Raw genomic sequence first — 25,544 nt, forward strand, 5'->3', positions numbered from 1 at the left:
TCCTTCGGTCGACGTGCGGGTTCAGCGCGAGGCCGGTGACAGGCGCAAGCCGGTTTTCTTCAGGATCCGGCTGCTCACCAGCATGTCGTCGGCGGCGCACGCATCCCCCAGCAGGTAACGCAGGTGGTCGCGGTAGCTGTCGATTTCCTCGCGGCTACGGCCGTGGACCATGGCAAACAGGTTGTAGCGCCAGCCGGGCCGGCGCGGGCGGCGGTAGCAATGGCTGACGAAGGGCTGTTCACCCAACAGCGCGCCGAGGCGCGGCATGTCGGCGTCGGCGACATCCCAGACGGTCATGCCGTTGTGGCGATAACCCAGGCGATAGTGGTTGGGCACGGCGGCGATGCGACGGATCGCGCCCTCGGCCTGCAGGCGCTTGAGCAGGTCGAGGGTGGACTCGACACTCAGGCCCAGTTGTTCGGCGAGCCAGCTCCAGGGATCTTCGAGCAAGGGCAGGCCGGCCTGGGTCAGTTCGACCAGGCGCAGGGCCAGCGGAGTTTCTTCCAAATGCGGCGGATCAAACCGGGAAATACAAACCGACATGGTAGGTCTCCTCCTTGGGCAGGTTCAGCGGCACCAGGCCGGTCAGTCGCTCGATGCGCAGCAGGGTGTCGGCGATCGCCTGTTCACTGGGGCAGGCAAGCACGAACCACATATTCCAGGCGTGCTCGCGACGGTAGTTGTGGGCCACTTCGGGCAGGTCGGCGAGCAGCTCGGCGATGGTCTCGAAACGCGCTTCGGGCACGGCCAGGGCGGCGAGGGTGAACGCGCCGCCGAGGCGATCGATATCGAACATCGGGCCAAAACGGGTCAGCACGCCTTCGTTGAGCAGCTCATGCAGACGGTCGAGCAGCTCGCTGCTGTTGCTGTCCAGTTCGCGGGCCAGGTGCTCCCAGGGATGGCGCACCAGCGGCAAGCCCAGTTGCAGGCGATTGATCAGGCGGCGGTCAAGGTCATCCATCGATCGAGCCTCCGGCCGGTGCGGTGAAACGTCCGCCGCATTGCTTGAACAAGTGCGTGCTGAACAACAATTGATGGGGCAGGTCATCCAGCAGATGCTCCTGGAGCAACGCCTGGACCTGGGCCTCGACGCGATCACGCTGGCGCCCGTGAATCATGCAGAAAAGGTTGTATTGCCATTGCGGCAGCCGCCGTGGGCGCTGGTAGCAGAGGCTGATGCCCGGTGCTTGGCCGAGGCGTCGCCCGACTTCATCGACCAATGCATCCGGCACGTCCAGCACCAACATGGCATTGGCGGAAAATCCCAAGGCGCGATGATTGACCACCAGGCCAACGCGGCGGAACAGGCCTTGTTCGTGCCATAGCCGCATTTGCTCGAGCACCTGAGGTTCGCTGGCTTCGATCTGTTCGGCCAAGGCCTGGAAGGGACGCGGGACCAGGGGCAGGCCGGTTTCCAGCAGACGGCGCAGCGCCAGGGATTGTGGCTCGCTCAGGGCGGTGTTCATGGGGTGGCCTCCAGGGCAAAGCCCAGGTCGATGCGATAGGCGGTGAGCATCGGCAGGTCCAGGGGCGTTAGGCCGGTGTCCTGCTCCAGTTCCCGGAGGATGTTTTCCAGGTGGGCACGGTCGGGACCGGTCAGCACGAACCAGAGGTTGTAGCGATGCTCGCGGGCGTAGTTGTGATTGACTTCCGGGTACTGGCTGACGCGCCCGGCCACTTGATGCAAGCGCTCCGCTGGCACGGCGAGAGCGGCGAGGGTGCTGGCGCCGGCCCGGCTGTGTTCGAACACCGGACCGACTCTCGACAGCGTCCCCGCCAGTTGCAGGTGTTGAAGACAGTCGATGACCTGGGCCTCGCTGCAACCGAGGGTTTCGGCCATGGCTTTGTAGGGTTCGGCACACAACGGCATGCCGTGTTGGAAGCGGTCGATCAGGCGACGGGCGAGAGGGCTCGGTGTCATGGTCAGTACCCTGGCTTGTGCGCGCGGCTGCTGAAGAAAATGCCGCTGGGGCTCAGTGACGGCAGGGTGCCGATCCGTTCGAGCCGGTAGGGATCCCAGATCTGCACTTCACCGCCATCCCGGGCGGACAGCCACAACTGGTCGCCGCGGGCCGTGAACTCCATGTGCAGCACCGCCGGCCCGGGACGCAGGTCGGCAACGATGGCATGGGTCTGGGTGTCGATGACCTGGACGCGGTCGTTGTCTGGGTAGGCGAAGTTGACCCAGAGCTGGCGTCCATCTGGTCGCGCGGTAACGAACACGGGTTGGCCGGCGACGGCGATGGCGTCGGTCTGCTGCCAGTTCTTAGCGTCCATCACCAGCACCTGGTGATGGCCGACGGCAGGCACGAAAGCCTGTTGGTCGGCCATGGCCCAGCCTTCCAGATGCGGCATCTTGTAGACCGGCAGCCGGGCCTCGCCACGCCCGTAATGCCCCAGCACGCGCTTGACCCCGTGCTCTGGATACCACAGATCGAGTTGTGCCATGCCGTCCTCGCCGAACAGCCCAGCCATGTAGTAGCGCCCGTCGGGGGTGATCAGCGCGTCGTAGGGTTGCTGGCCGATGCCGGTGAAGCGCTCGATGCGCGGCGTGAGGCCGTCGCTGAAATCGGCGGTCCAGATCTCGCCGGTGTCGAACAGGCTGAACACGAAACGCTGGCCGGGCGCATCCACCAGGCCCACCACGCGGGAGCGTTTACCGGCGTCCGGCAGCGGCGTGGCCGGGATGTCGGCAATCTGGTCCAGCGTCCTGGCGTCGAATACTTTCACGCCGCCGGGTTCGTAATTGGAGACGGCGATCAGTTTGCCGTCCTGGCTGATCGCGCCGCCGATGCTGTTGCCGCCCTGGATGATCCTGCGGACGATGCGAGTGGTCAGCAAATCGACCTTGCTCAGACCGCCATCGCGGCCGAACACGTAGGCGTAGCGCTGGTCCCGGGAGAACACCACCGAGGCATGGGACAAGTCACCCAAGCCTTCGACGCGGGCGAGCAGGCTGCGGCTGTCGCTTTCGATGATCTGCAGGCTGCCGCTGGCGCGCTCCACCACCACACCCAGGTCGCCGGTACCGCGCAGGATGGGCTGGGCGCAACCGGCGAGCAGGATTGCGGTGGCAATGGACAGGAGGGAACGGATCATGAGGCGGGTTTTCCTTGAAGAAGCCGGTCCACCAGCCAGCGAATATCGTCAGGGCCGAGCAGTGGCGCCCAGCCGGGCATGGCGCTGCCGGGGCGGCCCAGGGTGACGGTGGCGATGAGGCTGTCGCGGGATTTTCCCGCCAGCGCTTCGCGGGTCAGCGGCGGGCCGAGGCCGCCGGTCATGCGCAGGCCGTGGCAGGCGCCACAGTCCTGGTCCAGAAGATGTTGAAGTTGGGCCTGGCGCGGCGGGTCGGGAGCGGCCTGCGCGCAGGCGGAGAAAACCAGGAGGAGGGTGGTCATCGAAGTGGTAAAGCGGTGTCGTTCCATGACGTCCTCCTGAATGAAATTGCACCGCTTTCGTGGCGAGGGAGCAAGCTCCCTCGCCACGGTCATGTGGTTACTTGAGGGTCAAGACCCACGCCGCAAGAATCTTGGCCTCCTCTTCCGTCACCGGATTGGCCGGCATCGGCATCGGTCCCCAGTTGCCTTGCGTACCTTCCTTGATGTGTTTGGCCAGTAGCGCCTCGGCCCCCGCGACGCCTGCGTTTTTCGCCGCGACTTCCTTGAGCGCCGGGCCCACTACCTTGGTGTCGATGGAGTGGCAGGCTGCGCACGGTTTGCTCTTGAACAAGGTCGGGCCGTCCTGCGCCATTGCCGGCAGGCTGTAGGCGGCGGTCAGGGCCAGCGCGATGAGAATAGGCTTCATGTGTTTTCCTCTTATTGATGGGGCTCAATAGATGTCGTGTTGGGTGTTGTAGACGTTGAATTTCCCGGTCGGGGTGATCAGGCGCTTGTCCTTGATCACGTCCTTGACCTTGAGGGTCTTGTCGTCGATCACCACCAGCGCCGACTCGTCTTCCTGGCCGCTCCAGACCGAGAACCAGACTTCGTCACCGGCCTTGTTGTATTCCGGTTGCACCACGCGCAGGGCACCTTTTTTGATGCCGGCGTACTCGGCAATCGGCAGCACGGTGTAGCCGGCGTCGAGTTTGTCGATGTTGAACACCGCCACCGATTGGCTGAGCTTGGCGTCCGGGCTGAGGGTGGTGTCGACGTACAGGTGACGCGACTGCGGATGGGTCTTGATGAACAGCGAACCGCCGCCCTGGCCCTGGAGCGAACCCACCTGTTTCCAGGCGTATTGCGGGTGCTTGACCGGGTCGGTGCCGATCAGCGAAACCCCGGCATCCCCCAGGTGGCTGGTGGCCCAGACCGGTCCGTAGAGCGGATGGTTGAAGTTGGCGCCGCGTCCCGGGTGCGGAGTCTTGCCGACGTCCACCAGGGCGGTGAGCTTGCGTTCCTTGGAGTCGATCACCGCGACTTTGTTGGAGTTGTTGGCGGCCGTCATGAAGTAGCGATGGCTGCTGTCCCAACCGCCGTCATGCAGGAACGGCGCGGCGTCGATGCTGGTGATGGTGAGGTTCTTGATGTCCTGGTAGTTGACCAGCATCACCTTGCCGGTTTCCTTGACGTTGACGATGAACTCCGGCCATTCATGGGAGGCGATGATCGCCGCGACGCGGGGTTCGGGGTGGTATTGCTGGGTGTCGACCGTCATGCCGCGAGTGGAAACGATCTGCTTGGGCTCCAGGGTCTCGCCGTCCATGATCGTGAACTGCGGCGGCCAGTACGAACCGGCAATCGTGTACTTGTCTTCGTAGCCTTTGAACTTGGAGGTTTCGACCGAGCGGGCTTCGATGCCCACCTTGATTTCCGCGACCTTCGTCGGCTCTTTCGGCCACAGGTCGATCATGTCGATCTTGGCGTCCCGGCCGATCACCAGCAAATAACGCCCAGAGGCTGAAATCCGCGAGATGTGCACCGCGTAGCCGGTGTCGATCAGCTTGACGATCTTCTTGCTGTCGCCGTCGATCAAGGCGATCTTGCCGTCGTCGCGCAGGGTCACCGAGAACAGGTTTTGCAGGTTGAGGTTGTTAAGTTGCTTGGTCGGGCGGTCCTCGGGCTTGACCAGGACTTTCCAGGTCTTGAGGGTTTCGGCCATGCCCCATTCCGGCGGTGTCGGCGGGGTGTGCTGGATGAACTTGGCCATCACCGTGATCTGGTCTTTGGTCAGCGCGTTGGAGGTGCCCCAGTTCGGCATGCCGGCGGCGGAGCCGTAGGTGATCAGCGCCTCCAGGTAGGGTTGGCCGCGCGCCTGGGTGATGTCGGGTGTCAGGGGCTTGCCGGTGGCGCCCTTGCGCAGCACGCCGTGGCAGCCTGCGCAGCGCTGGAAGTAGATTTCCTTGGCCGCGTCGAAGTCGGCCTGGCTCAGGTCCGGCGCGCCGTCGGTCTTGACCATGCGCGGGCCGTCCTGCGAAGCGGCTTGCGTAGGCGGTTGGTCGGCGAAGACGTAAGGGGAGGCCAGCGCTGTACACAGCGCCGTGACCCTCATCGCCCACGATTTTTTGTGGCTGATCAGCATTCCATTTCTCCTCAGGCATGACCCGCGCTGCCCCCGTAAATGTCGTCCGGCGCGCAGATTCTTGGTGCGCTGCAAGGCTATGCCGGGGGCGATGGTTACTCGCTTGACGGCGATCAAGTTTGCCGGCCGCAAGCCTTGCCAGGTTGTCGCAGGGCCTCGTAGCTTGAGTGGCAATCCGTTGTCTGATCAGGCCATCCCATGAACGCAATCCATACCGCGCAACACCCCGACGAACCCTTCTATCAAGCCCAGGACAACGAGCAGGCGTTGTTCGAACAGGCCTGGCGCCACGGCATGCCGGTGCTGATCAAAGGCCCGACGGGTTGCGGCAAGACCCGTTTTGTCCAGCACATGGCCCACCGCTTGAAACTGCCGCTGTACACCGTCGCCTGCCACGACGACCTCAGCGCCGCCGACCTGGTTGGCCGTCACCTGATCGGTGCCCAAGGCACCTGGTGGCAGGACGGACCGTTGACCCGGGCGGTGCGCGAGGGCGGCATCTGTTACCTGGACGAAGTAGTCGAGGCGCGCCAGGACACGGCGGTGGTGCTGCACCCGCTGGCGGACGATCGTCGACAGCTGTACCTGGAACGCACCGGCGAGGTTTTGCAGGCGCCGCCGTCGTTCATGCTGGTGGTGTCGTATAACCCCGGCTACCAGAACCTGCTCAAGGGCATGAAGCCGAGCACGCGCCAGCGTTTCGTGGCGATGCGTTTCGGCTACCCGGCGGTGGCCGACGAAGAACGCATCGTTGCCCGCGAGGCCGGCGTCGATATGGCCCTGGCCGCCCAGGTGGTGCGCTTGGGGCAGGCGCTGCGTCGGCTCGATCAGCATGATTTGGAGGAGGTCGCGTCTACCCGTCTGCTGATCTTCACGGCCCGCATGATCGGCGCCGGGATGGACCCGCGCCAGGCCTGCCTGGCGTGCCTGGCCGAACCGTTGAGCGATGACCCGCAAACCGTCGCCGCGCTGATGGATGTGGTCGATGTCCATTTCGGCTGAGAGCGTTGGAATGTCCCGGCGGTTGCCCGGGGATCTGGCGATGTGGTTCTTCATCCTCGCCGAGCTGTCAGTGTTCGCGCTGCTGATCCTCGCGTTCACCGTCGCCCAGGCGCTGCATCCACAGATGTTCAGCGACGGCCGCCAGTTGCTGGACAGCTCCACGGGCCTGGCGATGACCCTCAGCCTGCTGACCGCCGGGCTGTTCGCCGCCCTGGCCCTGGAGCAAACCCGGCAAGACCGCCCGCGTCGAGCCGCGCTGTTGTTGTGCGGCGCGTTGCTGCTCGCCTGTGGCTACGTAGCCATCAAGCTCAGCGAGTATGCGCACCTGCTGGCGAACGGCCTCGGCATGGAACACAACACCTTCTTCACCTTGTACTGGATCCTCACCGCGTTCCATTTCCTCCATGTGCTGCTGGGCATGGTCATCCTCGCGTGGCTGGCCGAGGGCTGTCGACGCCGGCGCTACGGTGCGCAGCAACACAGCGGACTCGAATCCGGCGTGCTGTATTGGCACATGGTGGATCTGGTCTGGGTGCTGCTGTTCCCGGTGGTCTACATCCTCGATTGAATGGAGATGCCCGTGTCGACGTCCCGTGTCCTGATCATCTGCTGGACGATGCTGGCCGTGTTAAGTACCGCCACCGTTGCCTTGGCCCAGGTCGCCGCCAACGGGCTGGTGGCAATCGCCATCCTGGCAGTTGCCGTGACCAAGGCCTGGCTGATCGCCGACGGCTTCATGGAACTGCGCCACGCCCCGCGGTTGTGGCGGCGGTTGATGTTGAGCTGGGCGGTGGTGCTGGCGGTGGGGGTTTCGTTTGGGGTTTGAATCCCTGCGTAAACCCCGGTGGCGAGGGAGCTTGCTCCCGCTGGGCTGCGTAGCGGCCCCAATAGGCTTAGCCGCCGAAGGTACGTATCAAGGGCATCATGAGGCGACCTCCCCATCAAACTCCACCAGCACGCCGGCCAGCCGCAGTATTTCGTCGGTCCGTTCGAGACGTTGCAGATGGTCGTCCAAGGCAATCTGTTTCTTCTGCTCGATCACCACTTCGCCAATATGACGCGTCGGCTGCAGGATCTTTTCCGCGCCCGGCAGGAACGGCACCACCTCACCGCTAACCTTGTCGATCACCTGATAACCAATGGTCGCCGCGCCCATGCCGGCGGCCAGCCCACCCACCGCGCCCAGCGTGCCGCTGCGCTTGATGCCATACACCGTGGCGCCCGCCAGCACCGCCACGCCCAGCATCCGCCCGGCGACCACCACCGGCGACAGGGCACGGCTGTTCTCGTTGCCGAAATAGGTCATGCGATAGAAAAAGTAACCGGCCCATAGCTCTCGGGACGCCAACTTGTCGTGCATGAACCAGGCCCGCGAGTCGTGGACGTGGTCATCGAACAACGCCACCAGCAGCGCCAGGCCCGGCTTCCGGCTGGGCAAACCGAACCTGTCCAGGAACAGTTGCTCCTTGCGCAACTCGCCCGCCGCCTTGATGCTTGCGTGGTCCCGCACCTCATCGTTCTCGTTGAGCAGGTACATTGTGTCGCGCAACACCACGTCCAGGACGGTGCCCGACAAACTGGTCTGCTGGCGATCGATGTCCAGATAGTCGTGCTTGAATTCAGTGGCAGCCTGGCTGAGCTGGGTCTGATCGATCTGCGGCTCGTAGATCGGCGGGCCGGGATGATTCATCGCTGCGGCGGGTGCTTTCTGGCGGTTTTCCAGTGCGGCCCGTTTCTGGTCTTCATATTTACGACGCTGTTCGGCCGTATCGTAGGCGGTGGCTTCGTTGGCCTCGGTGAAGAACGGTTGATGCTTGTAGCTGTCGTTGTATTGATAGCGGCCTTCGACCTCTTCGAGGTCGTTGGCAAAACGGCCAATGCGCCAGCCGGTGATCCAGCCTAATTGATCGGCCAGGGTGTCTTCGACGGTGGTGGTGAGGAGCAGGGGGTGGTAGCCGTCGGTGGGGGTGCTGCTGTTCTGATCTTCGGGTGGAACGGTGTGCAGGGTTTGGTGGTGCCAGGCGTTGAAGCGTTCGATGACTTGAGGGCTTATGTCGAACTCCTCTGTCACGTCCAGCCCCAGGACTCGCCAATTTTTCTGACTTTTCAGGCTGTCCGGCAATACTGTCTCCGGTACCTTTAATGGCGCTCCGGCAGCGAAGGCTGCGGCATACAGATCGTGCAGGACGATCTGCGATATCAGCTCATTCGTACCGCCACGCGCCTTGCCCTGATCGTTTTTCGGGTAGCCACCGCCCACGTCGGAGTGCACACCGGGGTACACCACTTCGAAGGTATTGGGCGGGTAAGTGCCATCCTCGTTACGGACCGAATCCAGCGGGAAACAGGCACGTTGTTCGAACGCCGCGACAAAGTGCCGGCAGCATTTGACGAAGTCGGGAAACATCTTTGCGTCGGGCAACAACTGGGTGTCATCGGCCCAGTCCATGTGCCCGGCAAAAAACGGCGTGACATGGGCGATACCCACCGACGCCACGGTGTCCAGCAGGCCGAGGAACTCGATGCTTACCGGCAGCCCCAACAGTGTCTGTTCCGGGTTTTCGGCCCCGTCCGGTGTGTCGAACAGCTGGCTCAGCCAACTCACGAAAGTGCGCGCTTCCGCCGCGCCGCGGGAAAAACCGTAGACGAAGAGCTTAACACCCAGCACTTCAGGTCTGGTTCTGGGGACATGGGCTCTCAACGGTTCCAGCAAACCTTTCATGACTTGGCGTCGTCGACCGGCGCCGAAGATGCTCATCATGGGGCCTTTGGACGTGCTCATGGACTCGACCTTGGCCTTGGCGACGACACGGTCGATTTCGTTCTTATTGTTCAGCGCGAAAGACAGAGCACTTGCGACTTGCACCAAGGCCCAGTTGATCCGGTCTTCGCCACCCGTGGCAAACTGCAATCCGTTCTCGCTGTAATCCAGTTCGCCAATTTCTGGGAAGGGGGTGCCGACACCGGGCATGTAGGAGGAGAAATAGCCTCTATCCTTGGCATCATCGTCTTGAAGCGACGCGTGAAATAGCTTGGCAATATTGCTTGGGTGCTCCTTCTTGGTATCGTTATGTTCGTTATTGTTGGTGCCATAAAAAAATAAACTGATGTGCAAACTGTGGCAGCACGCAGAGTGCCGTCTTTGTCCCCGGGCGTTGGTCGTTTGGCGAAATAAGTTCTTCTCCTTAATCTGTCTATTGTAATTTGCGGTCACCTTTCGAATGTCTGTGGGTAACCGGCCACCGACTGGGAAAATCGGTGGTGCCCAAGCCTTGGCTTTTGAATTGTTATTTTTTTCTACGGACATACAGCAGGCTCCTTCATTTGCTTTGGATCTTTAATTGGATTGTGAGGTGAACCGTACCCCCAACAAGAGGTAGTGACCTTGATTTGATTACAAACTAGGAAGTGGACCTTTAAGCCGCAGGAGTCCGTTCCCGACCATTCAGGTATTTCGACCGTAGCGCTATGCCGTTGATAGTTAGCTTTATGCTTTACCATAAAAGATCGAAATTCATCGGTCCCTAAGGGCGGTGCATCCGCAAAAGGGTCAGGATCCACCTCCCATTCGATATCGGCCTTCAGACCGCTACGCCATATGGTTGGCAAAACTATGCAACACGAACTGCCTCCACCGCCGTGTGCTCTATAACCATTGACCGAAAACCAATTAATCGCACCCAAGGTATGATTGACGGCCGCCAAATTCCCTCCCGCCATTTCATTTTCCGCAGAGGAGCACCCATACAACATCAACCCCAACGAGGCATAAAAACTCCCCGCCAACAACTTCCATAACGTCAATCGCCCCATCGCAAAGTCCTTTTATTAAATGCGCGTGAAAAACTGGCACGCGCTCACCGTGTGCAGGGGTTAGTCCTTTTTCTCGATTGAGAGCCTGCCCCACCCCAACGCCTTACTCCACCAACACCACCTCGCTTTTACAATTTTGGGAAATTTCCGAAGGACCCATCACTCCACGCTGTAGGCCGAAAACCCTCCAATCCGAGTCCCACCAGCAACAACCCACCAAAACCATCGGAGATTCTTGATCGCCATCAAGCGGTTCCGGACCCCTCGCTTTCTAGAATGGGCACGCCAAGCAATGAGGAAGTGACCATGTCAGATACCTTCACCAAAGGCATGGCCAGGAATATTTACTTCGGGGGAAGCATCTTCTTTTTCCTGATATTCCTGGCCCTGACCTACCACACGGAACAGACCTTTCCGGAGCGCAGTAACCAGGCGCAGTTGACGGAGTCGGTGATACGCGGCAAGGGCGTCTGGGAGCGCAACAACTGCATCGGCTGCCACACGCTGCTGGGCGAGGGTGCGTATTTCGCGCCGGAGCTGGGCAACGTGGTGAACCGGCGCGGGGGCGAGGAGGCGTTCAAGCCGTTTCTCCAGGCGTGGATGAAGATGCAACCGCTGAACGTCCCGGGCCGTCGTGCCATGCCGCAGTTCAACCTGAGCGAGCAGGAGGTCGACGACATCGCCGAGTTCCTCAAGTGGAGCTCGAAGATCAATACCAATGGCTGGCCGCCAAACAAGGAGGGCTGAGAGATGAGCATGGCTAATCCGCATCTGAAATTCGCCTCGCAGGCCGTCGCCAAACCTTATTTCGTGTTTGCCCTGATGCTGTTCCTCGGGCAGGTGCTGTTCGGTTTGATCATGGGCTTGCAATACGTGGTCGGCGATTTCCTGTTCCCGCTGATTCCTTTCAACGTGGCCCGCATGGTCCACACCAACCTGCTGATCGTCTGGCTGCTGTTCGGCTTCATGGGCGCGGCGTATTACCTGATACCGGAGGAGGCCGACCGCGAGCTGCACAGTCCGAAACTGGCGCTGTTGCTGTTCTGGGTCTTTGCCGCCGCGGGTGTGGCGACGATCCTGGGCTACCTCTCGGTGCCTTATGCGACGCTGGCGAAGTTCACCGGCAACGACCTGCTGCCGACCATGGGCCGCGAGTTCCTGGAGCAACCGACGATCACCAAGATGGGCATCGTCGTGGTGTGCCTGGGCTTTCTCTACAACATCGGCATGACGATGCTCAAGGGTCGCAAGACCACGGTCAGCATGGTGATGATGACCGGGTTGATCGGCCTGGCGGTGTTCTTTCTGTTCTCCTTCTACAACCCGGAAAACCTCGCCCGCGACAAGTACTACTGGTGGTGGGTGGTGCATCTTTGGGTGGAAGGCGTGTGGGAATTGATCATGGGTTCGATGCTCGCCTTCGTCCTGATCAAGATCACCGGCGTGGACCGCGAAGTGGTGGAGAAATGGCTGTACGTGATCATCGCCATGGCGCTGATCACCGGGATCATCGGCACCGGTCACCACTTCTTCTGGATCGGCGCCCCCGAGGTCTGGTTATGGGTCGGCTCGATCTTCTCGGCGATGGAACCGCTGCCGTTCCTGGCGATGGTGGTGTTCGCCTTCAGCATGGTGAAAAACCGTCGTCGGCATCACCCGAACCGCGCCGCTACGTTGTGGGCCAAGGGCACCACTGTTACCGCGTTCTTCGGCGCGGGCGTCTGGGGTTTCCTCCACACCTTGGCCCCGGTCAACTACTACACCCACGGTTCGCAACTGACTGCGGCCCATGGTCACCTGGCGTTCTACGGCGCCTACGCGATGATCGTGATGACGCTGATCAGCTACGCCATGCCACGCTTGCGGGGCTTGGGTGAAGCGGCGGACGAGCGCTCGCAGCGCCTGGAGATCTGGGGCTTCTGGCTGATGACCTTGTCGATGGTGATGATCACTTTGTACCTCACTGCGGCGGGTGTCGTGCAGGTGTGGCTGCAACGCTGGATGGACGATGGCAGCGCCTTGCCGTTCATGGCGACGATGGATCATTTGAAGCCGCTGTTCTGGGCGCGACTGGTCAGCGGCGTCGGGTTCCTGGCCGGGTTGCTCTGCTACCTGTTCAGCTTCCGTCAACGCGGCCGTGCGGCGCTGCGGGCGCCGGCGGCGGTGGTGCCTTCTTGAGAGGACACCACTGAATCTGTGGCGAGAGAGCTTTTGTGGCGAGGGAGCTTGCTCCCGCTGGGCTGCGCAGCAGACCCTTTTTGATGGGCGCTTCGCACCCAAGCGGGAGCAAGCTCCCTCGCCACAAGAGCAGTGCGAATCAGTCGGGTCGATAGGAGAGTAAACCATGGCATTCACCCTCGAGCTGGAAGAGTGGGTCGGCAGTGTCTGGCACCGTTTCATCACCCGCCGGGCCAGTGCCGATTTTCCCGAGGCACGGGTCGAGCTGGTTCCACGGCAACGCTCGCTGCAGGTGCTGTTCCGGGCCACGGGTGGTGCCCGGCACCTGGGCGTCGAGGCCGTCAGCGACCGGGATCTTTTGCTGCGGCGCAACCTGTTGCAGCAGATCGCCGGCACCTGCAAGCAAGTGCCGCTGGCCTGGTGCGATGGCGACAACCTGCGGCTGCCGGCGAGCCTGGCGGCGTTTCCCGATGTCGGGCTCAACGAAGAACTGTATCGCTGGCTGGCGTTACTGGCCGCGCAGTCGGGGCCGATGACGCATTGGGGGCGTGACAACCAGCGCTGGACCCTGGCCGTGCTGAAACGCTACCCGGCGCTGCGCCCTCGCTACCGGCGGTTGGTGGAGGCGCACCTGTCCTTGCGCCCCGACCCAGAATCACTGAACCCGGCTGAAGCCGCCCTGGAACACGCGCTATGCCAAGCCTTGCGCGAGCCAGGCAGTGTCGCGCATTTTCCCCGCAGCGAACGGGCGGCCTGGCCGTTGCCGTTGTGGCTGTATCCACCCCAACATCTGGCCAATCCGCAATCCGCCGACCTTGAAGAGTCCGAGCAATACCTGGCGACACCGCCCGGTGAACAGCAGGGCGGACGCAAGCGCGCCGAGCGCATCGACGACACCAATCGCGACGGTGGCCTGCTGATCGTGCGCCTGGAAAACCTGTTCAGTTGGACCGAGCACGTCGACCTGGATCGCTGGTCGGACGACAGCGAAGACCCGGATGCCGCGCGCGTGGCTGAAGATCTCGATCAACTGACCCTTCCCCGCGCGCGCCTGCGCAAGGGCGGTGGCTTGAAGCTGCACCTGGATTTGCCGCCAGCGGATGTCGATGACGTGCCGCTCGGCGAAGGTGTTCGGCTGCCGGAATGGGACTATCGCAAGCAGCGCCTGCAGGACGATTTCGTCAGCGTGCAGACGTTTATTCCTCGCGATTGCGAACCCCAGCCATTGCCGTTACGCCTGCGAGGCCCGGCCCAGCGCCTGCGTCGCCAGTTCGAACACCTGCGCAACGATCGCCAATGGCTGCGCCAGCAGACCCAGGGCTGCGAACTGGATTTGCAGGCGTGGCTGGATTTCCACGTCGAGCGCCAACACGGTCAATGCAGCGAACGCGGGTTGTTCATGGACCAGCGCCGGACTCGCCGCGACCTGGCGTGCCTGCTGCTGGCCGATCTGTCGATGTCCACCGACGCCCACCTCAACGACGAGCATCGGGTTATCGATGTGATCCGCGACAGCCTGTTGCTGTTCGGAGAAACCTTGTCGGTGCTGGGGGATGATTTCGCCTTGTATGGATTTTCCTCCCTGCGCCGGCAGAACGTGCGCATGCATGAACTCAAGGCGTTCAACCAGCGTTACGACGACCAGACCCGGGGCCGGATCCAGGGCCTCAAGCCGGGTTACTACACGCGCATGGGCGCGGCGATCCGCCAGGCTACCCAGCGCATGGCGGGGTGCAAGCGACGGCGCAAATTGTTGCTGTTGATCAGTGACGGCAAGCCCAATGACTTGGACCTTTACGAGGGGCGCTACGGTGTCGAGGACACCCGCCAGGCGGTACTGGAGGCCCGGCGCCAGGGGCTGACGCCGTTCTGCATCACCATCGACCGGGAAGCGGGGGATTACCTGCCGTACATGTTTGGCGCCAACGGCTACACGCTGATTCGCCAGCCCGAGCAACTGCCGCTGCGGTTGCCGCAGTTGTATCGGCAGTTGACTCAGGATTGAGGATTCAGGCGATGCTGCGCGGAAGCCAGAAGAACATGGCGGTGCAGAAGACCGTCAAGCCGACGCAGAACCAGGTGAAGCGCCGCAGCCGGCGCTCATCGGCCAGCGCCGCCTCGGCCGGCAAGGGCATGCCGCAATTACGGCATTCGGTTGCTGCGACGGCGTTGGCCTGTTGGCAGTACAGGCAAACGGGTTGCGCGCTCATTCGAACTGCTCCAGGCGCGGGCGGTCGAGAATGGCAATCTGACGACCGTCCTGGGTGATGATCTTTTCATCGATCAGACGCCGGATGATCCGCGAAAAAGTCTCGGGTTGGATCGACAGATGCCCGGCGATCAACTGCTTGGCCATCGGCAACTCGAACTGGCTGTCGACGGTTTGCAGGCGCACCAGTTGCGTCAGCAGGTAGCGCACCACGCGGTGGGTGGCGTTCTTCAGCGACAGGGTTTCGATCTCGTTGACCCGCTGATGCAGGCGCACGCAGAGCTTGCCGAGCAGGGCGAAAGTCAGCCGGCTGTTGCTCTGCAGAAGGCGCATGTATGTGGCATTGGACAGCCGATATACCTGGGTTGGGCCGACGGCTTCGGCGGACGCGACGTAGTTGGGCGTGTCCATCAGCATCATGGCTTCGGCGAAGGTCTGCCGCTCGCCGATTACCTCGAAGACTTTTTCCTGGCCGTCCGGGGTCAACCGGTAGATTTTCACCGCCCCGGATATCACGAAGTAGAACGCCTGCGCCGGTTCGCCCTGGCGGAACAGCGGATCGCCCCTGTCGATGTTCAGCAGTTGGCTGTGGCTCATCAACTCATCGAGCTGTTCTTCGTTCAGCGGCTCGAACAGGTGATGGCTGCGCAGTATCTGGTGATGGACACGGTGGAGCACCATGGCGTGGATCCTTGTGGTAGCGAAGAAGCGATCGAGGTCAGACCAGGCTCAGGGACAGGCCGCTGGCAAGCGCCAGGATGCCGGTGAGCACAACGAACCAGGTGAGCGGCAGGACAACGGATTTCATGGGTGACCCCGGAAGTAGAAGGTGATGCCCTGCTTGAGCAAGAGCCGGGCCATGCCTGGAGGCTTTGATTCATGAGGCGTTGGGGTTGGGTAGGGTAGAAATGACCCTAGGCTTGAAGGGTGGAAATCACCATGACGGGGTTGAAATGACCACTCCCTGTGGGAGCGAGCTTGCTCGCGATAGCGTACTAACATCCAACATCGATGCTGACTGATCCACTGTCATCGCGAGCAAGCTCGCTCCCACAGGTTTCCCGATCAAGTTGCGAATGGGTTCGGCAAGCCCTTTGCAAGCTTCTGGCCGAGGCATGAGGTTGCCGATGCGCCGGCTTGATCTGAGACAAGGCCTGCCCGCGTCGTTAGCTCATCATTCGAGCCGTGATTTGTCGCACCTCGCAGGCATTCCAGCGGGGGCAAAGGAGTGGTGTATGCAAGTGCTTGACCGTCGCAAGGCCATGGCCATCCCGCCGTTGTGGCGCCTGGCGTTCCGGCCGTTCTTCCTGGGCGGCTGCGTGCTCGCGCTGCTGGTGGTGCCGCTGTGGCTGGCGGTGTTCAGCGGGCGGCTGTCCGGCTGGCAGCCGGCCGGAGGCTGGCTGGCCTGGCACCGTCATGAATTGTTGTTCGGTTTCGGTCTGGCGATCATCGCCGGGTTCCTGCTCACGGCGGTACAGACCTGGACCGGTAGCCCGGGCGTCAGTGGCAAGCGACTGGCTGCGCTGGCGTTGGTATGGCTGGGGGCGCGTCTGGCCTGGTTGATCGGCGCACCATTGCCATTGCTGGCGTTCCTGGAGCTGGCTTTCGCCTTGGGCGTCGCCGCATTGATGGGCGTGACGTTGTGGCGTGTGCGGCAGAAACGCAATTACCCGATCGTGCTGGTCTTGCTGCTGTTGGCTGCCGCCGACGGTTTGTCCGTGTATGGCCTGCTCCAGGACAACGAGGGCTTGCAGCGGCAAAGCGTACTCACCGGGCTGTGGCTGGTGGCGGCGATGATGGGATTGATCGGCGGGCGCGTGATTCCGTTCTTCACCCAGCGCGGCCTCGGTCGTGTGGAAGGCGTGGCGCCGTGGCCCTGGCTCGATCGCTTGTTGTTGGCAGGTTCGGCGCTGGTGGCGCTGTTGTACGCCTTCGGTCCGGCGCTGGCGCCCAGCCTCTGGGTCGGCCTGTTGTTCGCCGCGTTGGCGGTGGGGCACGGGATCCGACTGGTGCGCTGGCATGATCGAGGATTGTGGCGGGTGCCGCTGCTGTGGTCGTTGCACCTGGCCTACGCCTGGCTGGCGGTGGCGTGCCTGGGCATGGCGCTGTGGCACATCGGCGTGCCGGTGAACCCGAGCCTGGCGGTGCACAGCCTGACCATCGGCGCCATGGCCGGATTGATCCTGGCGATGATCGCTCGCGTCAGCCTGGGCCATACCGGGCGCGCCCTCGAACCGCCGGCGGGGATGACCCTGGCGTTCATCCTGTTGAACCTGGCGTGCCTGAGCCGCGTGCTGTTGGTGCTGCTGTTGCCGTTGACCGGGCTCTGGCTGGCGGGCGTGTGCTGGACGCTGGCGTTCGGTCTGTACGCCTGGCGCTATGGGCCGATGCTGCTCAAGGCGCGGGTGGATGGACATCCGGGATGAGTCGGCTGGACGGAGGGAATAGATAGTGTATGGGGTCTTGTTGGTCACGCACCTGCTGGCGGCAATCGCCTTCATCGGCACGTTGTTCTTCGAGGTGTTCATCTGGCATGCCGCTCGAAAACCTTTGTCGCAGGCCGTCAGGGAAGGGGCGGACCAGGCGATCGCCAAGCGCTCGCGGCACGTACTTCACGGCGTGGTGCTGGTGCTCTATGGCGCCGGCATCGCCCTGGCCTGGCAGCATCGCGGCGCGTTGAGTCAGCCGCTGGGCAACAGCTTCGGGCTGTTGCTGAGCTTGAAGATTTTACTGGCCCTGAGCATCGTCGGACATTACGTCTGGCTGGCGTACTGGCTCAAGGGCGGCCGCTTGACTCCGAGTCGGGCCTGCTGGCTGCGGCGCAGCATCCTCGGGCATATGGTGATGATCGTGGTGTTGGCGAAGGCGATGTTCTATTGGCAGTTTTGAGCAGGAAAGAGCATCACCGAACCCCCGTGGGAGCGAGCAAACTCTCCCACAGGGGTAACGCTATGACTGAGAAATCAATGGGCAGCCTTCATCGCATTGACGAACAACACATTGTTTTCCAGATGGATGTGCTGCATCAGGTCATCGCGAAATTCCATCAACCCACGGTATAGGGCGCGCCAGGTGTTGCAGGCGTCAGCGGGCGGGGTGATCTGGTCGGTCAGGGCGAGCATGGTTTCCAGCGCTTCGCCGTGCTGGTCATGTTCGTAGCGAAGCACCTGGATCGGCGCCGAGGCGCGTTCGCCCAGGCCCCGTTGCAGCATTGGGAACAACACTTGTTCTTCCTTGAGCATGTGGCCTTCGAGTTCCTGATACATGTCCTGCAGATGATCGGCCAGGCCGTTGGGGCAACTGGCGCGTGCCCCATGGACCGTTTCGACGCGCCGGGCCAGGCGGATCAGTTCTGGCAGTTGTTCGCGATGGCGGGCGTGGTAGCGTTCGAGGATGTGGCTGATCAACAATGCCTGGGGTTCATCGCGCCAATCATGGCCGCGCTCGCCAGCGGCTTGCAGGGTGCGCAGGGCATCGGCGATCAGCAACGGGTTCAGGCCTTTGCTCAGCGCCGCTTCGCGCAAGGATTTTTGCCCGCCACAACAGAAATCGAGGCTGTAATGATGGAAGGTCCGGGTAGCACCGGGAATGTCGCAGGCCAGTTGGCCGAGGCTTTGTTCAAGCAGGTCGAGGCTCATCATGTTTCCTTGGGTTGAATCCCGGGAGGGACAGATGACAGTCCACTTTGCAGCAGGCGTGCCAGGTCCAAATCATTGAAAACAAAGCAGTAAATTTATGGCAGGGTGATTGTCACCCTGACAGTGAAGGGTCAAACGAACCCTGGAGGGTCATCACTACCATGCTGCGTGAAAGCCTGGCCGCCGACCTGATCGTCGAGTTGCCCAATGCGGTGCGATTGCAGCGCCTGGTGCAGACCCTGCGCGAATACTTCAACAGTGGCGCCGTCGGTTTGCTGCGCCTGGACGATGACAGCCTCAGGCCGGTGGCGACCGTTGGCCTGGTCCACGAAGCCCTGGGCCGGCGTTTTGTGATTGCCCAGCACCCGCGGCTGGCGGCGATCATGGCCTCGCGCGAACCGACCTGGTTCGAGCCGGACAGCCGCTTGCCGGATCCGTATGACGGCTTGCTCGATCACCACGTCGGCGAGCCGCTGCCGGTGCATGACTGCATGGGCGTGAGCCTGTACGTGGAAGGCCGGCTCTGGGGCGCGATCACCCTGGATGCCTTGCACGCCGGTACCTTCGACGGGCGCGCCCGGGAGGAACTCAAGCGTTGCACGTTGCAGATCGAGGCGGCGGTGCGGGTCACGCGATTGGAGCAGGAGAATCGCAGCCTGCGGGCGTCACGCAGCGACCCGGCGGACCTGCGCCTGCCGACCGAGGAGGGCGAAATCATCGGGCGCAGCGAGGGCTTGCAGCAGTTGCTCAATGAGTTGGATGTCTTGGCTGACTCGGAACTGCCGGTGCTGTTGCTGGGCGAGACTGGGGTGGGCAAGGAGTTGTTCGCCCGGCGGCTGCATCGGTTGTCCCGACGGAGTCGCAAGCCCTTGGTGCAGGTCAACTGCGCGGCGTTGCCCGAGTCCCTCGCCGAAAGCGAGTTGTTCGGCCACGTCAAAGGCGCGTTCTCTGGCGCGACGACTGACCGCGCTGGACGCTTCGACGCCGCGAACGGCGGCACGCTGTTTCTCGATGAAGTGGGAGAGCTGCCGCTGAGCGTCCAAGCCAAGTTACTGCGCACCCTGCAGAACGGTGAGATCCAGCGGTTGGGAGCGGACAAGCCCCTGCACGTCGATGTGCGGATCATTGCCGCGACCAACCGGCACTTGCCCGACAGCATCCGCGACGGGCTCTTTCGCGCCGACCTGTACCACCGGCTATCGGTCTACCCCGTGCCGATCCCGCCGCTGCGCGAGCGCGGCCACGATGTGTTGATGCTCGCCGGGCACTTCCTCGAACTCAACCGCACCCGACTGGGCTTGCGTGGCTTGCGCCTGTCGCCGGCCGCCGAGCAGGCGTTGCTGGCTTACCACTGGCCGGGCAACGTGCGGGAGCTGGAGCATGTCATCAGTCGCGCGGCGTTGAAAGAGCTGAGCCGTGGTGCCAGTCGCGGGGTGATCATGACCCTCGAGCCGCAGGTGCTCGATCTGGATGTCAGCGCCAACGCAGCCGTCATCGACACGCCAGAGGAAAGGGTCGATGCGCCGTTGCGGTCCTTGAGCGTCACAGTGGATGAATGCCAGCGCCAGGCGATCCTCAAGGCCCTGGACCGCTGCGGGCAGAATTGGGCAGGGGCGGCGCGGTTGTTGGAGATTGATCCGAGCAATTTGCATAAGTTGGCGCGGCGGTTGGGGCTCAAGTAGGGCCGTCTCCCATTCGCCACAAGAATCAGCATTGACAACGATCAAGGCCACCCACCCCAGCCGACTCCACACTGGCCCAAACCCAAGTGGAGATCACCGTCATGCCCCTTTCCCTGGCTAACATGCGCCGCCAATACACCCGCGACGGGCTGGACGAAGTCCATTTGCCAGACGATCCCCTGGCGCTGTTCGGCGTTTGGATGCAACAGGCCCGCGAGACCGAAAGCCCACCCGTGGAAGCCAATGCCATGGCCTTGGCGACGGTGGACGGGCAGGGCCGGCCCCATTGCCGGGTGCTGTTGCTCAAGGGTTTCAGCGCAGACGGTTTTTCGTTCTTCGGTAACTACGAGAGTGGCAAGGGACACGACCTGGCGTTCAACCCCTGGGCGGCGATGACGTTTTTCTGGCCTGCACTGGAACGCCAGGTGCGCATCGAAGGGCAGGTCCGCAAGCTCGATCCGGCATTGTCCGATGCCTATTTTCATTCCCGTTCCGTCGCCAGTCGTCTCGGCGCCTGGGCTTCGCCGCAGAGCCGTCCGCTGACTGATCGAGCGGCGCTGGAGGCCTTGTTGGCGGGCACCGAGCAACGTTTTGCCGAGCAACCGGTGCCACGTCCCGAGCACTGGGGCGGTTATTGCCTGCGCCCTGAACGGCTTGAGTTCTGGCAGGGCCGCGCGGATCGTCTGCATGACCGTATGGATTTCCGGCTGCACGAGGGCGTTTGGCAGCGCAGCCGCCTCGCGCCCTGAGTACCCGAGGGAGGTACCTCCATGGAGGAATAGGCCCGGCACTGATTGCGGTTCAGGCTGGGCCATCTTTTCTGACAGGACGGCTGACCAATGGCCCATCTGACCCAACGCGATTTCCAACCCTTGAACATCGCGGTCCTTACCATCAGCGATACGCGCACGTTTGAAACCGATTCCTCGGGCCAGACCCTGGCCGATCTACTACAAACCGCCGGTCATGTGCTGATCGATCGCGCCCTGGTGAAGGACGACATCTACCAGATCCGCGCGCATGTCTCGCAGTGGATCGCCGACCCCAAGGTGCAGGTGGTGTTGATGACCGGTGGCACCGGTTTCACCGCGCGCGACAACACGCCCCAAGCGGTGGCACCGCTGCTCGACAAGCACGTCGATGGCTTCGGCGAATTGTTCCGCCAGGTGTCGTTGGCGGAAATTGGCATGTCCACCCTGCAATCCCGTGCCCTGGCCGGTATGAGCAACGGCGTGCTGGTCGTTTGCTTGCCGGGTTCGCCGGGCGCTTGCCGCACCGGCTGGGAACAGATCCTCGTCGGGCAACTGGACAGCCGCACCGGGCCGTGCAATTTCACCCCGCACCTCAAGCCCCAGGACGGTATCGTTCCGACTGCCTGTGAGGCGCGTCCATGAGCGGCGTTTGCGACAGCGGCGCTTTGACGCCGGTAGACGAGGCGGTCCGGCATCTGCTGGACCAGGCGCCGCCGCCCCCACCGGTGCAACGGGTCGGCCTGGACCAAGCCCTGTCGCGTGTGCTGGCTGCTGACATTATCTGCCCGATGAACCTGCCGGCCTGGGATAACAGCGCGATGGACGGCTATGCACTGCGGGCTGCCGATCTGCCGGTGGAAGACGGCTACCTGCTGTTGGCCGGGCGCATCGCCGCCGGTGACCAACCGGGCGAACCGTTACAGGCTGGGCGGGCCGTGCGCATTTTCACTGGCGCGCCTTTGCCACCGGGCGCTGACACCGTGGTGCCACAGGAAAGCTGCCGCGTCGAAGGCGAGCGGGTCTGGTTGCCCTCGGTCAACCGTGGCGACCACGTGCGCAAGGAAGGCGAGGAGCTGCGCAGGGGTGATCGCTTGCTCGGTGCCGGCACGCGTCTGCGGGCGCAGGAACTGGGGCTGCTGGCCGGTGCCGGGATCGATCGGGTGGAGGTGTTTCGTCCGTTGCAGGTGGGGTTGCTCAGCAGCGGCGATGAACTGCGCGAACCGGGCGAGCCGTTGGCGCCGGGGCAGATCTACAACAGCAATCGCCACAGCCTCGCCGCGTTGTTGCGTGGCTGGGGCCTGGAAGTCCATGACTTCGGGGTCATGCCAGACCAGCTATTGGCCAGTCGACAGGCATTGCGCCTGGCCGCGGCCGAATGCGATGTGCTGATCACCTCGGGCGGTGTCTCGGTGGGCGAGGAGGATCACCTCAAGCATGCCATCGAAGCGTTGGGCAGCATTGATCTGTGGCGCCTGGCGATCCAGCCGGGCAAGCCCCTGGCGTTCGGTGATGTGGAGGGCAAACCGTGGATCGGGCTGCCGGGCAATCCGTCGGCGGCGTTGATTACCGCGCTGATTGTCGTGCGGCCGTTCCTGTTCCGGGCCCAGGGCATGGGCGATGTCCTGCCGGTGCCGTTGCAGGTGCCGGCCGGATTCGATTGGCTCAAGCGCAACCGGCGCCGGCAATACCTGCGGGGCCGATTGGTTGCAGGCATCGACGGCCAGTTGTGCGTCGAACTGCACCCGCAGCAAAGCTCGGCGATGCTCACGGCTGCCTGCTGGGCCGATGGCCTGGCGGTGGTCGAGCGTGACGCCCTGGTGCACAAGCACGATCGAGTGATGTATCTGCCGTTCGCGAGCCTGATGCATTGACGGCAATTGACTGCCGTCAAGGTCGCCGCCGGTTGGCTGGCTAGACTGGCGGCGCCCTTAGTTTTCCCACGAGGATGCCCCATGCAACTGGTTTGCCCGGCAGGGAATCTGCCAGCCCTCAAAGCGGCGGTGCGCCAAGGCGCGGATGCCGTCTATGTCGGCTTTCGCGATGACACCAATGCCCGGCATTTCGCCGGACTGAACATGGATGACAAGCAGTTCGACGCGGCGGTCGCCCATATCCGTCAGCATCAACGCAAGCTGTACGTGGCGGTCAATACGTATCCGCAGCCCAAGGGCTGGGAACGCTGGCAGCGGGCGGTGGATCGCGCCGCCGATTTCGGCGTGGATGCGTTGATCGCCGCCGATCCCGGGGTACTCAGCTATGCCAGTCAGCGCCATCCTCGGTTGGCGCTGCACCTTTCCGTACAAGGCTCGGCGACACACGCAGCCGCCCTGGCTTTTTACGCCCAGCGCTATGACATCCGCCGCGCGGTACTGCCGCGAGTGCTGTCGCTGGCCCAGGTCCGGCAGGTGGCGGCGGGCAGCCCGGTGCCGATCGAAGTCTTCGGCTTCGGCAGCCTGTGCATCATGGCCGAGGGCCGCTGCCACTTGTCTTCGTACATCACGGGCGAATCGCCGAACCTCTGCGGCGTCTGCTCCCCAGCCAAGGCGGTGCGTTGGAGCGAAGACGCCGATGGGTTGAGCGCCCGCCTGAGCGAAGTGCTGATCGACCGTTACACCCCTGAAGAACCAGCCGGCTATCCGACCCTGTGCAAAGGTCGCTTCCTGGTGGGCGGCAAACGCTTCCATGCGCTGGAAGAGCCCACCAGCCTCGATACCCTCGACTTGTTGCCGGAACTGACGGCCATCGGCGTCGAAGCGGTGAAAATCGAGGGTCGCCAACGCAGCCCGGCCTACGTCGAGCAAGTTACCCGGGTCTGGCGCGCCGCGCTGGATGCCCACCATGCCGCGCCGCAACGCTTCCGCGTACGGGAAGAATGGCGCCAGGTGCTGGCCGGTCTGTCGGAAGGCAGCCAGACCACCCTGGGTGCCTACCATCGATCATGGCAATGAGGGAGGCCTGATGAAACTAAGCCTGGGACCCGTCCTGTTCTACTGGGACAAAGCGCAACTGGGAAACTTCTACGCCGAGATGTCGGCCTTGCCACTGGACGTGATTTACCTGGGGGAAACCGTCTGTTCGAAACGCCGGGCGTTTTCCCTGGATCAATGGCTCGGCCTGGGGCGCGAGCTGCAAGCGTGCAGCCAGGCGCAGATCGTGTTGTCGAGCCTGACGCTGATCGAGGCGGCGTCGGAGCTGTCCTCGCTGCGTCGCTTGTGTGACAACGGCGAGTTGCTGGTGGAGGCCAATGACATGGGCGCGGTGCAGTTCATGGCCGAACGCAAGCTGCCCTTTGTCGGTGGCCCGGCGTTGAACCTGTACAACGGCCACGCCCTGGGGCAACTGCTCGACAGCGGCATGATTCGTTGGGTGCCGCCGGTGGAATGCTCGGCGGCGCTGATTGCCGATGTGCTGGAGCAAGTGCGGGACATGGACCGTGAGGTGCCTGAAGTAGAGATTTTTTCCTATGGTCATCTGCCCTTGGCGTACTCGGCGCGCTGCTTTACCGCCCGGGCGGAAAACCGCCCCAAGGACGACTGTCAGTTCTGCTGCATCAACTACCCCGACGGCCTGGCGTTGAGCAGTCAGGAAGGCCAACAGTTGTTCACCCTCAACGGCATCCAGACGATGTCCGGCGAGGTCACGAACCTGCTGGCCGATTACACCGCGCTGCAGGCCTGTGGTGCCGACGTCCTGCGCCTGAGTCCGCGCGCCCAGGGCATGGCCGAGGTGGTCACGGCTTTCGACAAGGTTCGCCAGGGCGAAGCACCGCCGTTGTTCGTGGAAGGATGCAATGGTTACTGGCACGGTCATGCCGGCATGTTGAAGGTAGAGGAGGCGGGCCTGTGTTGAGTCCGAAGAAGTGGGTGCTCAAAGGTGCCGATCGCTTGCTGCCGTTGGTGGGCAAGGTGCCGTTCGTGGTGCAGCGATTGGCGTTGCAGCAGGCGCTCAACCGCTGCCTGGCCGAGCCGTTGCGCGACGGTGGTTTCGATGTACTGCGTGGGCGCTGGTTGTGCCTGCGGGTGCCTGACCTGAAGTTGTGCTGGTACCTGACCCTCGGCCGCGATGGCCTGCGCATCGCCGAACGGGCCGAGGCGCAGGTGTCCATCAGCGGCAATTGGCGTGAGTTCCTGTTGCTGGCCAGTCGCCAGGAAGACCCGGATACGTTGTTCTTTCGGCGGCGGTTGGTGATCGAGGGGGACACCGAGTTGGGGCTGGCGTTGAAGAATTTGATCGACAGTCTTGATCCGGAGGTGCTGCCGCCGTGGCTTTGGCGCAATCTGGAAAAGGCGGGCAAAGGGTTGGCGACCGTGTAATGAAAGCCTCTGACGCGCTTCCCTTGGTGTATTCGTGTTCCGGTTGCTCGAACGTGGCGCAACTGGCCAATACCGTTGCGCTGCGCCTGGACCGTGCGGGTCTGGCTGAGATGTCCTGCATTGTCGGGGTGGGTGGAGGTGTGGCGCCGCTGGTTGACAAGGCGCGCTCAGGGCGGCGGATCATTGCGTTGGATGGTTGTCCATTGCAGTGCGTCCGGGCGTGTTTGCGGCAGCATGATTTGGAGGCGGATGTGCATGTGATTCTTAGTCAGCTGGGGTTGCGGAAGCGGCTTGGGGTGGATTGCGGTGAGTCCGAGATGGAGTTAGTGTTTTCTCGGGTGATTGCCTTGATTGATGTGGGTTAGGGATGGATCCCCTGTGGGAGCGAGCGAAGAGGCCGGTACATCCAACATCTTCATTGACTGAACCACCGCTAT

29 protein-coding genes are annotated in these 25,544 nt (G+C 62.8%); 16 read left to right on the forward strand and 13 right to left on the reverse strand.

What is annotated here, in order from left to right:
* Positions 1-21 precede the first annotated feature (21 nt).
* The 8 genes from ahbB (J3P79_RS11555) to nirS form a co-directional block, all read right to left on the reverse strand.
* Complete coding sequence (ahbB, locus tag J3P79_RS11555) at positions 22-543, reverse strand: siroheme decarboxylase subunit beta (protein ID WP_434610598.1); 522 nt, start codon at positions 541-543, stop codon at positions 22-24.
* The gene (locus tag J3P79_RS11560; protein WP_434610599.1) at positions 518-961 is read right to left on the reverse strand and encodes an Lrp/AsnC family transcriptional regulator; all 444 of its coding nucleotides are present in this window, start codon (positions 959-961) and stop codon (positions 518-520) included. The genes ahbB (J3P79_RS11555) and J3P79_RS11560 overlap by 26 nt, the downstream gene beginning before the upstream one ends.
* A complete protein-coding gene (gene ahbB / locus J3P79_RS11565) occupies positions 954-1,466 on the reverse strand; it encodes a siroheme decarboxylase subunit beta (RefSeq protein WP_434610601.1) in 513 nt (170 codons plus the stop codon). Before ahbB (J3P79_RS11565) ends, J3P79_RS11560 begins: the two co-directional genes overlap by 8 nt.
* Positions 1,463-1,921, reverse strand: coding sequence for an Lrp/AsnC family transcriptional regulator (locus tag J3P79_RS11570; protein WP_434610604.1), 459 nt, complete (start codon positions 1,919-1,921; stop codon positions 1,463-1,465). Before J3P79_RS11570 ends, ahbB (J3P79_RS11565) begins: the two co-directional genes overlap by 4 nt.
* A 2-nt stretch (positions 1,922-1,923) precedes the next feature.
* Entirely contained in the window at positions 1,924-3,099 is a 1,176-nt protein-coding gene (locus J3P79_RS11575) for a cytochrome D1 domain-containing protein (RefSeq protein ID WP_434610607.1), read from the reverse strand.
* On the reverse strand, positions 3,096-3,425 hold the full coding sequence (locus J3P79_RS11580; protein WP_434610609.1) for a c-type cytochrome: 330 nt from the start codon (positions 3,423-3,425) through the stop codon (positions 3,096-3,098). The genes J3P79_RS11575 and J3P79_RS11580 overlap by 4 nt, the downstream gene beginning before the upstream one ends.
* Positions 3,426-3,495: 70 nt before the next feature.
* A complete protein-coding gene (locus J3P79_RS11585; protein ID WP_039591176.1) occupies positions 3,496-3,804 on the reverse strand; it encodes a c-type cytochrome in 309 nt (102 codons plus the stop codon).
* 24 nt (positions 3,805-3,828) lie between these two features.
* Positions 3,829-5,397 carry a nitrite reductase gene (nirS, locus tag J3P79_RS11590; RefSeq protein WP_434611436.1) on the reverse strand — a complete coding sequence of 523 codons (1,569 nt, stop codon included), beginning with the start codon at positions 5,395-5,397 and terminating at the stop codon, positions 3,829-3,831.
* Positions 5,398-5,718: 321 nt separating this feature from the next.
* Between nirS and J3P79_RS11595 the strand changes: the two genes are divergently transcribed.
* Genes J3P79_RS11595 through J3P79_RS11605 form a run of 3 tightly spaced genes read left to right on the forward strand, consistent with a single transcriptional unit; the run spans position 5,719 to position 7,348 of the window.
* On the forward strand, positions 5,719-6,522 hold the full coding sequence (locus tag J3P79_RS11595) for a CbbQ/NirQ/NorQ/GpvN family protein (RefSeq protein ID WP_434610613.1): 804 nt from the start codon (positions 5,719-5,721) through the stop codon (positions 6,520-6,522).
* Positions 6,506-7,090 (forward strand): cytochrome c oxidase subunit 3 family protein, encoded by a 585-nt coding sequence (locus J3P79_RS11600; protein ID WP_434610615.1) that lies wholly within the window; start codon positions 6,506-6,508, stop codon positions 7,088-7,090. The genes J3P79_RS11595 and J3P79_RS11600 overlap by 17 nt, the downstream gene beginning before the upstream one ends.
* A 12-nt stretch (positions 7,091-7,102) precedes the next feature.
* The gene (locus J3P79_RS11605; RefSeq protein ID WP_434610617.1) at positions 7,103-7,348 is read left to right on the forward strand and encodes a cytochrome C oxidase subunit IV family protein; all 246 of its coding nucleotides are present in this window, start codon (positions 7,103-7,105) and stop codon (positions 7,346-7,348) included.
* Between the two features lie 96 nt (positions 7,349-7,444).
* Here the strand turns inward: J3P79_RS11605 and J3P79_RS11610 are convergent, their stop codons facing one another.
* Together J3P79_RS11610 and J3P79_RS11615 are read right to left on the reverse strand one after the other, a co-directional pair.
* Positions 7,445-9,829, reverse strand: a complete 2,385-nt coding sequence (locus J3P79_RS11610) for a T6SS phospholipase effector Tle1-like catalytic domain-containing protein (RefSeq protein WP_434610620.1) — start codon at positions 9,827-9,829, stop codon at positions 7,445-7,447.
* Positions 9,820-10,335: a DUF3304 domain-containing protein gene (locus tag J3P79_RS11615; protein WP_434610623.1), complete on the reverse strand. Its 516-nt coding sequence runs from the start codon at positions 10,333-10,335 to the stop codon at positions 9,820-9,822. The genes J3P79_RS11610 and J3P79_RS11615 overlap by 10 nt, the downstream gene beginning before the upstream one ends.
* Before the next feature lie 306 nt (positions 10,336-10,641).
* Between J3P79_RS11615 and J3P79_RS11620 the strand changes: the two genes are divergently transcribed.
* From J3P79_RS11620 to J3P79_RS11630, 3 genes are all read left to right on the forward strand, one after another.
* Complete coding sequence (locus tag J3P79_RS11620; RefSeq protein ID WP_030137671.1) at positions 10,642-11,082, forward strand: c-type cytochrome; 441 nt, start codon at positions 10,642-10,644, stop codon at positions 11,080-11,082.
* A 3-nt stretch (positions 11,083-11,085) separates the two neighbouring features.
* Entirely contained in the window at positions 11,086-12,513 is a 1,428-nt protein-coding gene (locus J3P79_RS11625) for a cbb3-type cytochrome c oxidase subunit I (RefSeq protein WP_434610625.1), read from the forward strand.
* A gap of 166 nt (positions 12,514-12,679) precedes the next feature.
* Positions 12,680-14,518: a nitric oxide reductase activation protein NorD gene (locus tag J3P79_RS11630; protein WP_434610627.1), complete on the forward strand. Its 1,839-nt coding sequence runs from the start codon at positions 12,680-12,682 to the stop codon at positions 14,516-14,518.
* A gap of 4 nt (positions 14,519-14,522) precedes the next feature.
* Here J3P79_RS11630 and J3P79_RS11635 read toward each other — a convergent pair whose 3' ends face one another.
* A complete protein-coding gene (locus J3P79_RS11635) occupies positions 14,523-14,723 on the reverse strand; it encodes a protein DnrP (RefSeq protein ID WP_434610629.1) in 201 nt (66 codons plus the stop codon).
* On the reverse strand, positions 14,720-15,403 hold the full coding sequence (locus J3P79_RS11640) for a Crp/Fnr family transcriptional regulator (protein ID WP_039591151.1): 684 nt from the start codon (positions 15,401-15,403) through the stop codon (positions 14,720-14,722). Before J3P79_RS11640 ends, J3P79_RS11635 begins: the two co-directional genes overlap by 4 nt.
* 554 nt (positions 15,404-15,957) lie before the next feature.
* On the opposite strand from J3P79_RS11640, the gene J3P79_RS11645 reads away from it, so the two are divergent.
* Positions 15,958-17,148, forward strand: a complete 1,191-nt coding sequence (locus tag J3P79_RS11645; RefSeq protein WP_434610631.1) for an NnrS family protein — start codon at positions 15,958-15,960, stop codon at positions 17,146-17,148.
* A 25-nt stretch (positions 17,149-17,173) separates the two neighbouring features.
* On the forward strand, positions 17,174-17,611 hold the full coding sequence (locus tag J3P79_RS11650; RefSeq protein WP_434610633.1) for a hypothetical protein: 438 nt from the start codon (positions 17,174-17,176) through the stop codon (positions 17,609-17,611).
* Positions 17,612-17,685: 74 nt separating this feature from the next.
* Here the strand turns inward: J3P79_RS11650 and ytfE are convergent, their stop codons facing one another.
* Positions 17,686-18,360, reverse strand: a complete 675-nt coding sequence (gene ytfE / locus J3P79_RS11655; protein ID WP_434610635.1) for an iron-sulfur cluster repair protein YtfE — start codon at positions 18,358-18,360, stop codon at positions 17,686-17,688.
* A 161-nt stretch (positions 18,361-18,521) separates the two neighbouring features.
* On the opposite strand from ytfE, the gene norR reads away from it, so the two are divergent.
* The 8 genes from norR (at position 18,522) to J3P79_RS11695 (ending at position 25,472) form a co-directional block, all read left to right on the forward strand.
* Positions 18,522-20,042, forward strand: coding sequence for a nitric oxide reductase transcriptional regulator NorR (gene norR / locus J3P79_RS11660; protein WP_434610637.1), 1,521 nt, complete (start codon positions 18,522-18,524; stop codon positions 20,040-20,042).
* Positions 20,043-20,143: 101 nt separating this feature from the next.
* Positions 20,144-20,791: a pyridoxamine 5'-phosphate oxidase gene (gene pdxH, locus J3P79_RS11665; RefSeq protein WP_434610639.1), complete on the forward strand. Its 648-nt coding sequence runs from the start codon at positions 20,144-20,146 to the stop codon at positions 20,789-20,791.
* Positions 20,792-20,881: 90 nt separating this feature from the next.
* Entirely contained in the window at positions 20,882-21,436 is a 555-nt protein-coding gene (gene moaB, locus J3P79_RS11670) for a molybdenum cofactor biosynthesis protein B (protein ID WP_434610640.1), read from the forward strand.
* Complete coding sequence (locus J3P79_RS11675; protein ID WP_434610643.1) at positions 21,433-22,665, forward strand: molybdopterin molybdotransferase MoeA; 1,233 nt, start codon at positions 21,433-21,435, stop codon at positions 22,663-22,665. The genes moaB and J3P79_RS11675 overlap by 4 nt, the downstream gene beginning before the upstream one ends.
* Positions 22,666-22,746: 81 nt before the next feature.
* The gene (gene ubiU / locus J3P79_RS11680) at positions 22,747-23,742 is read left to right on the forward strand and encodes a ubiquinone anaerobic biosynthesis protein UbiU (RefSeq protein WP_434610645.1); all 996 of its coding nucleotides are present in this window, start codon (positions 22,747-22,749) and stop codon (positions 23,740-23,742) included.
* 10 nt (positions 23,743-23,752) lie between these two features.
* Positions 23,753-24,643, forward strand: coding sequence for a U32 family peptidase (locus J3P79_RS11685; protein WP_434610646.1), 891 nt, complete (start codon positions 23,753-23,755; stop codon positions 24,641-24,643).
* Positions 24,637-25,107, forward strand: a complete 471-nt coding sequence (ubiT, locus tag J3P79_RS11690; RefSeq protein WP_434610647.1) for a ubiquinone anaerobic biosynthesis accessory factor UbiT — start codon at positions 24,637-24,639, stop codon at positions 25,105-25,107. Before J3P79_RS11685 ends, ubiT begins: the two co-directional genes overlap by 7 nt.
* Positions 25,107-25,472 (forward strand): putative zinc-binding protein, encoded by a 366-nt coding sequence (locus J3P79_RS11695; RefSeq protein ID WP_434610649.1) that lies wholly within the window; start codon positions 25,107-25,109, stop codon positions 25,470-25,472. The genes ubiT and J3P79_RS11695 overlap by 1 nt, the downstream gene beginning before the upstream one ends.
* Positions 25,473-25,544 lie beyond the last annotated feature (72 nt).

Origin of the sequence: Pseudomonas sp. R1-7, assembly GCF_051132105.1 — a bacterium.
Lineage (GTDB): Bacteria > Pseudomonadota > Gammaproteobacteria > Pseudomonadales > Pseudomonadaceae > Aquipseudomonas.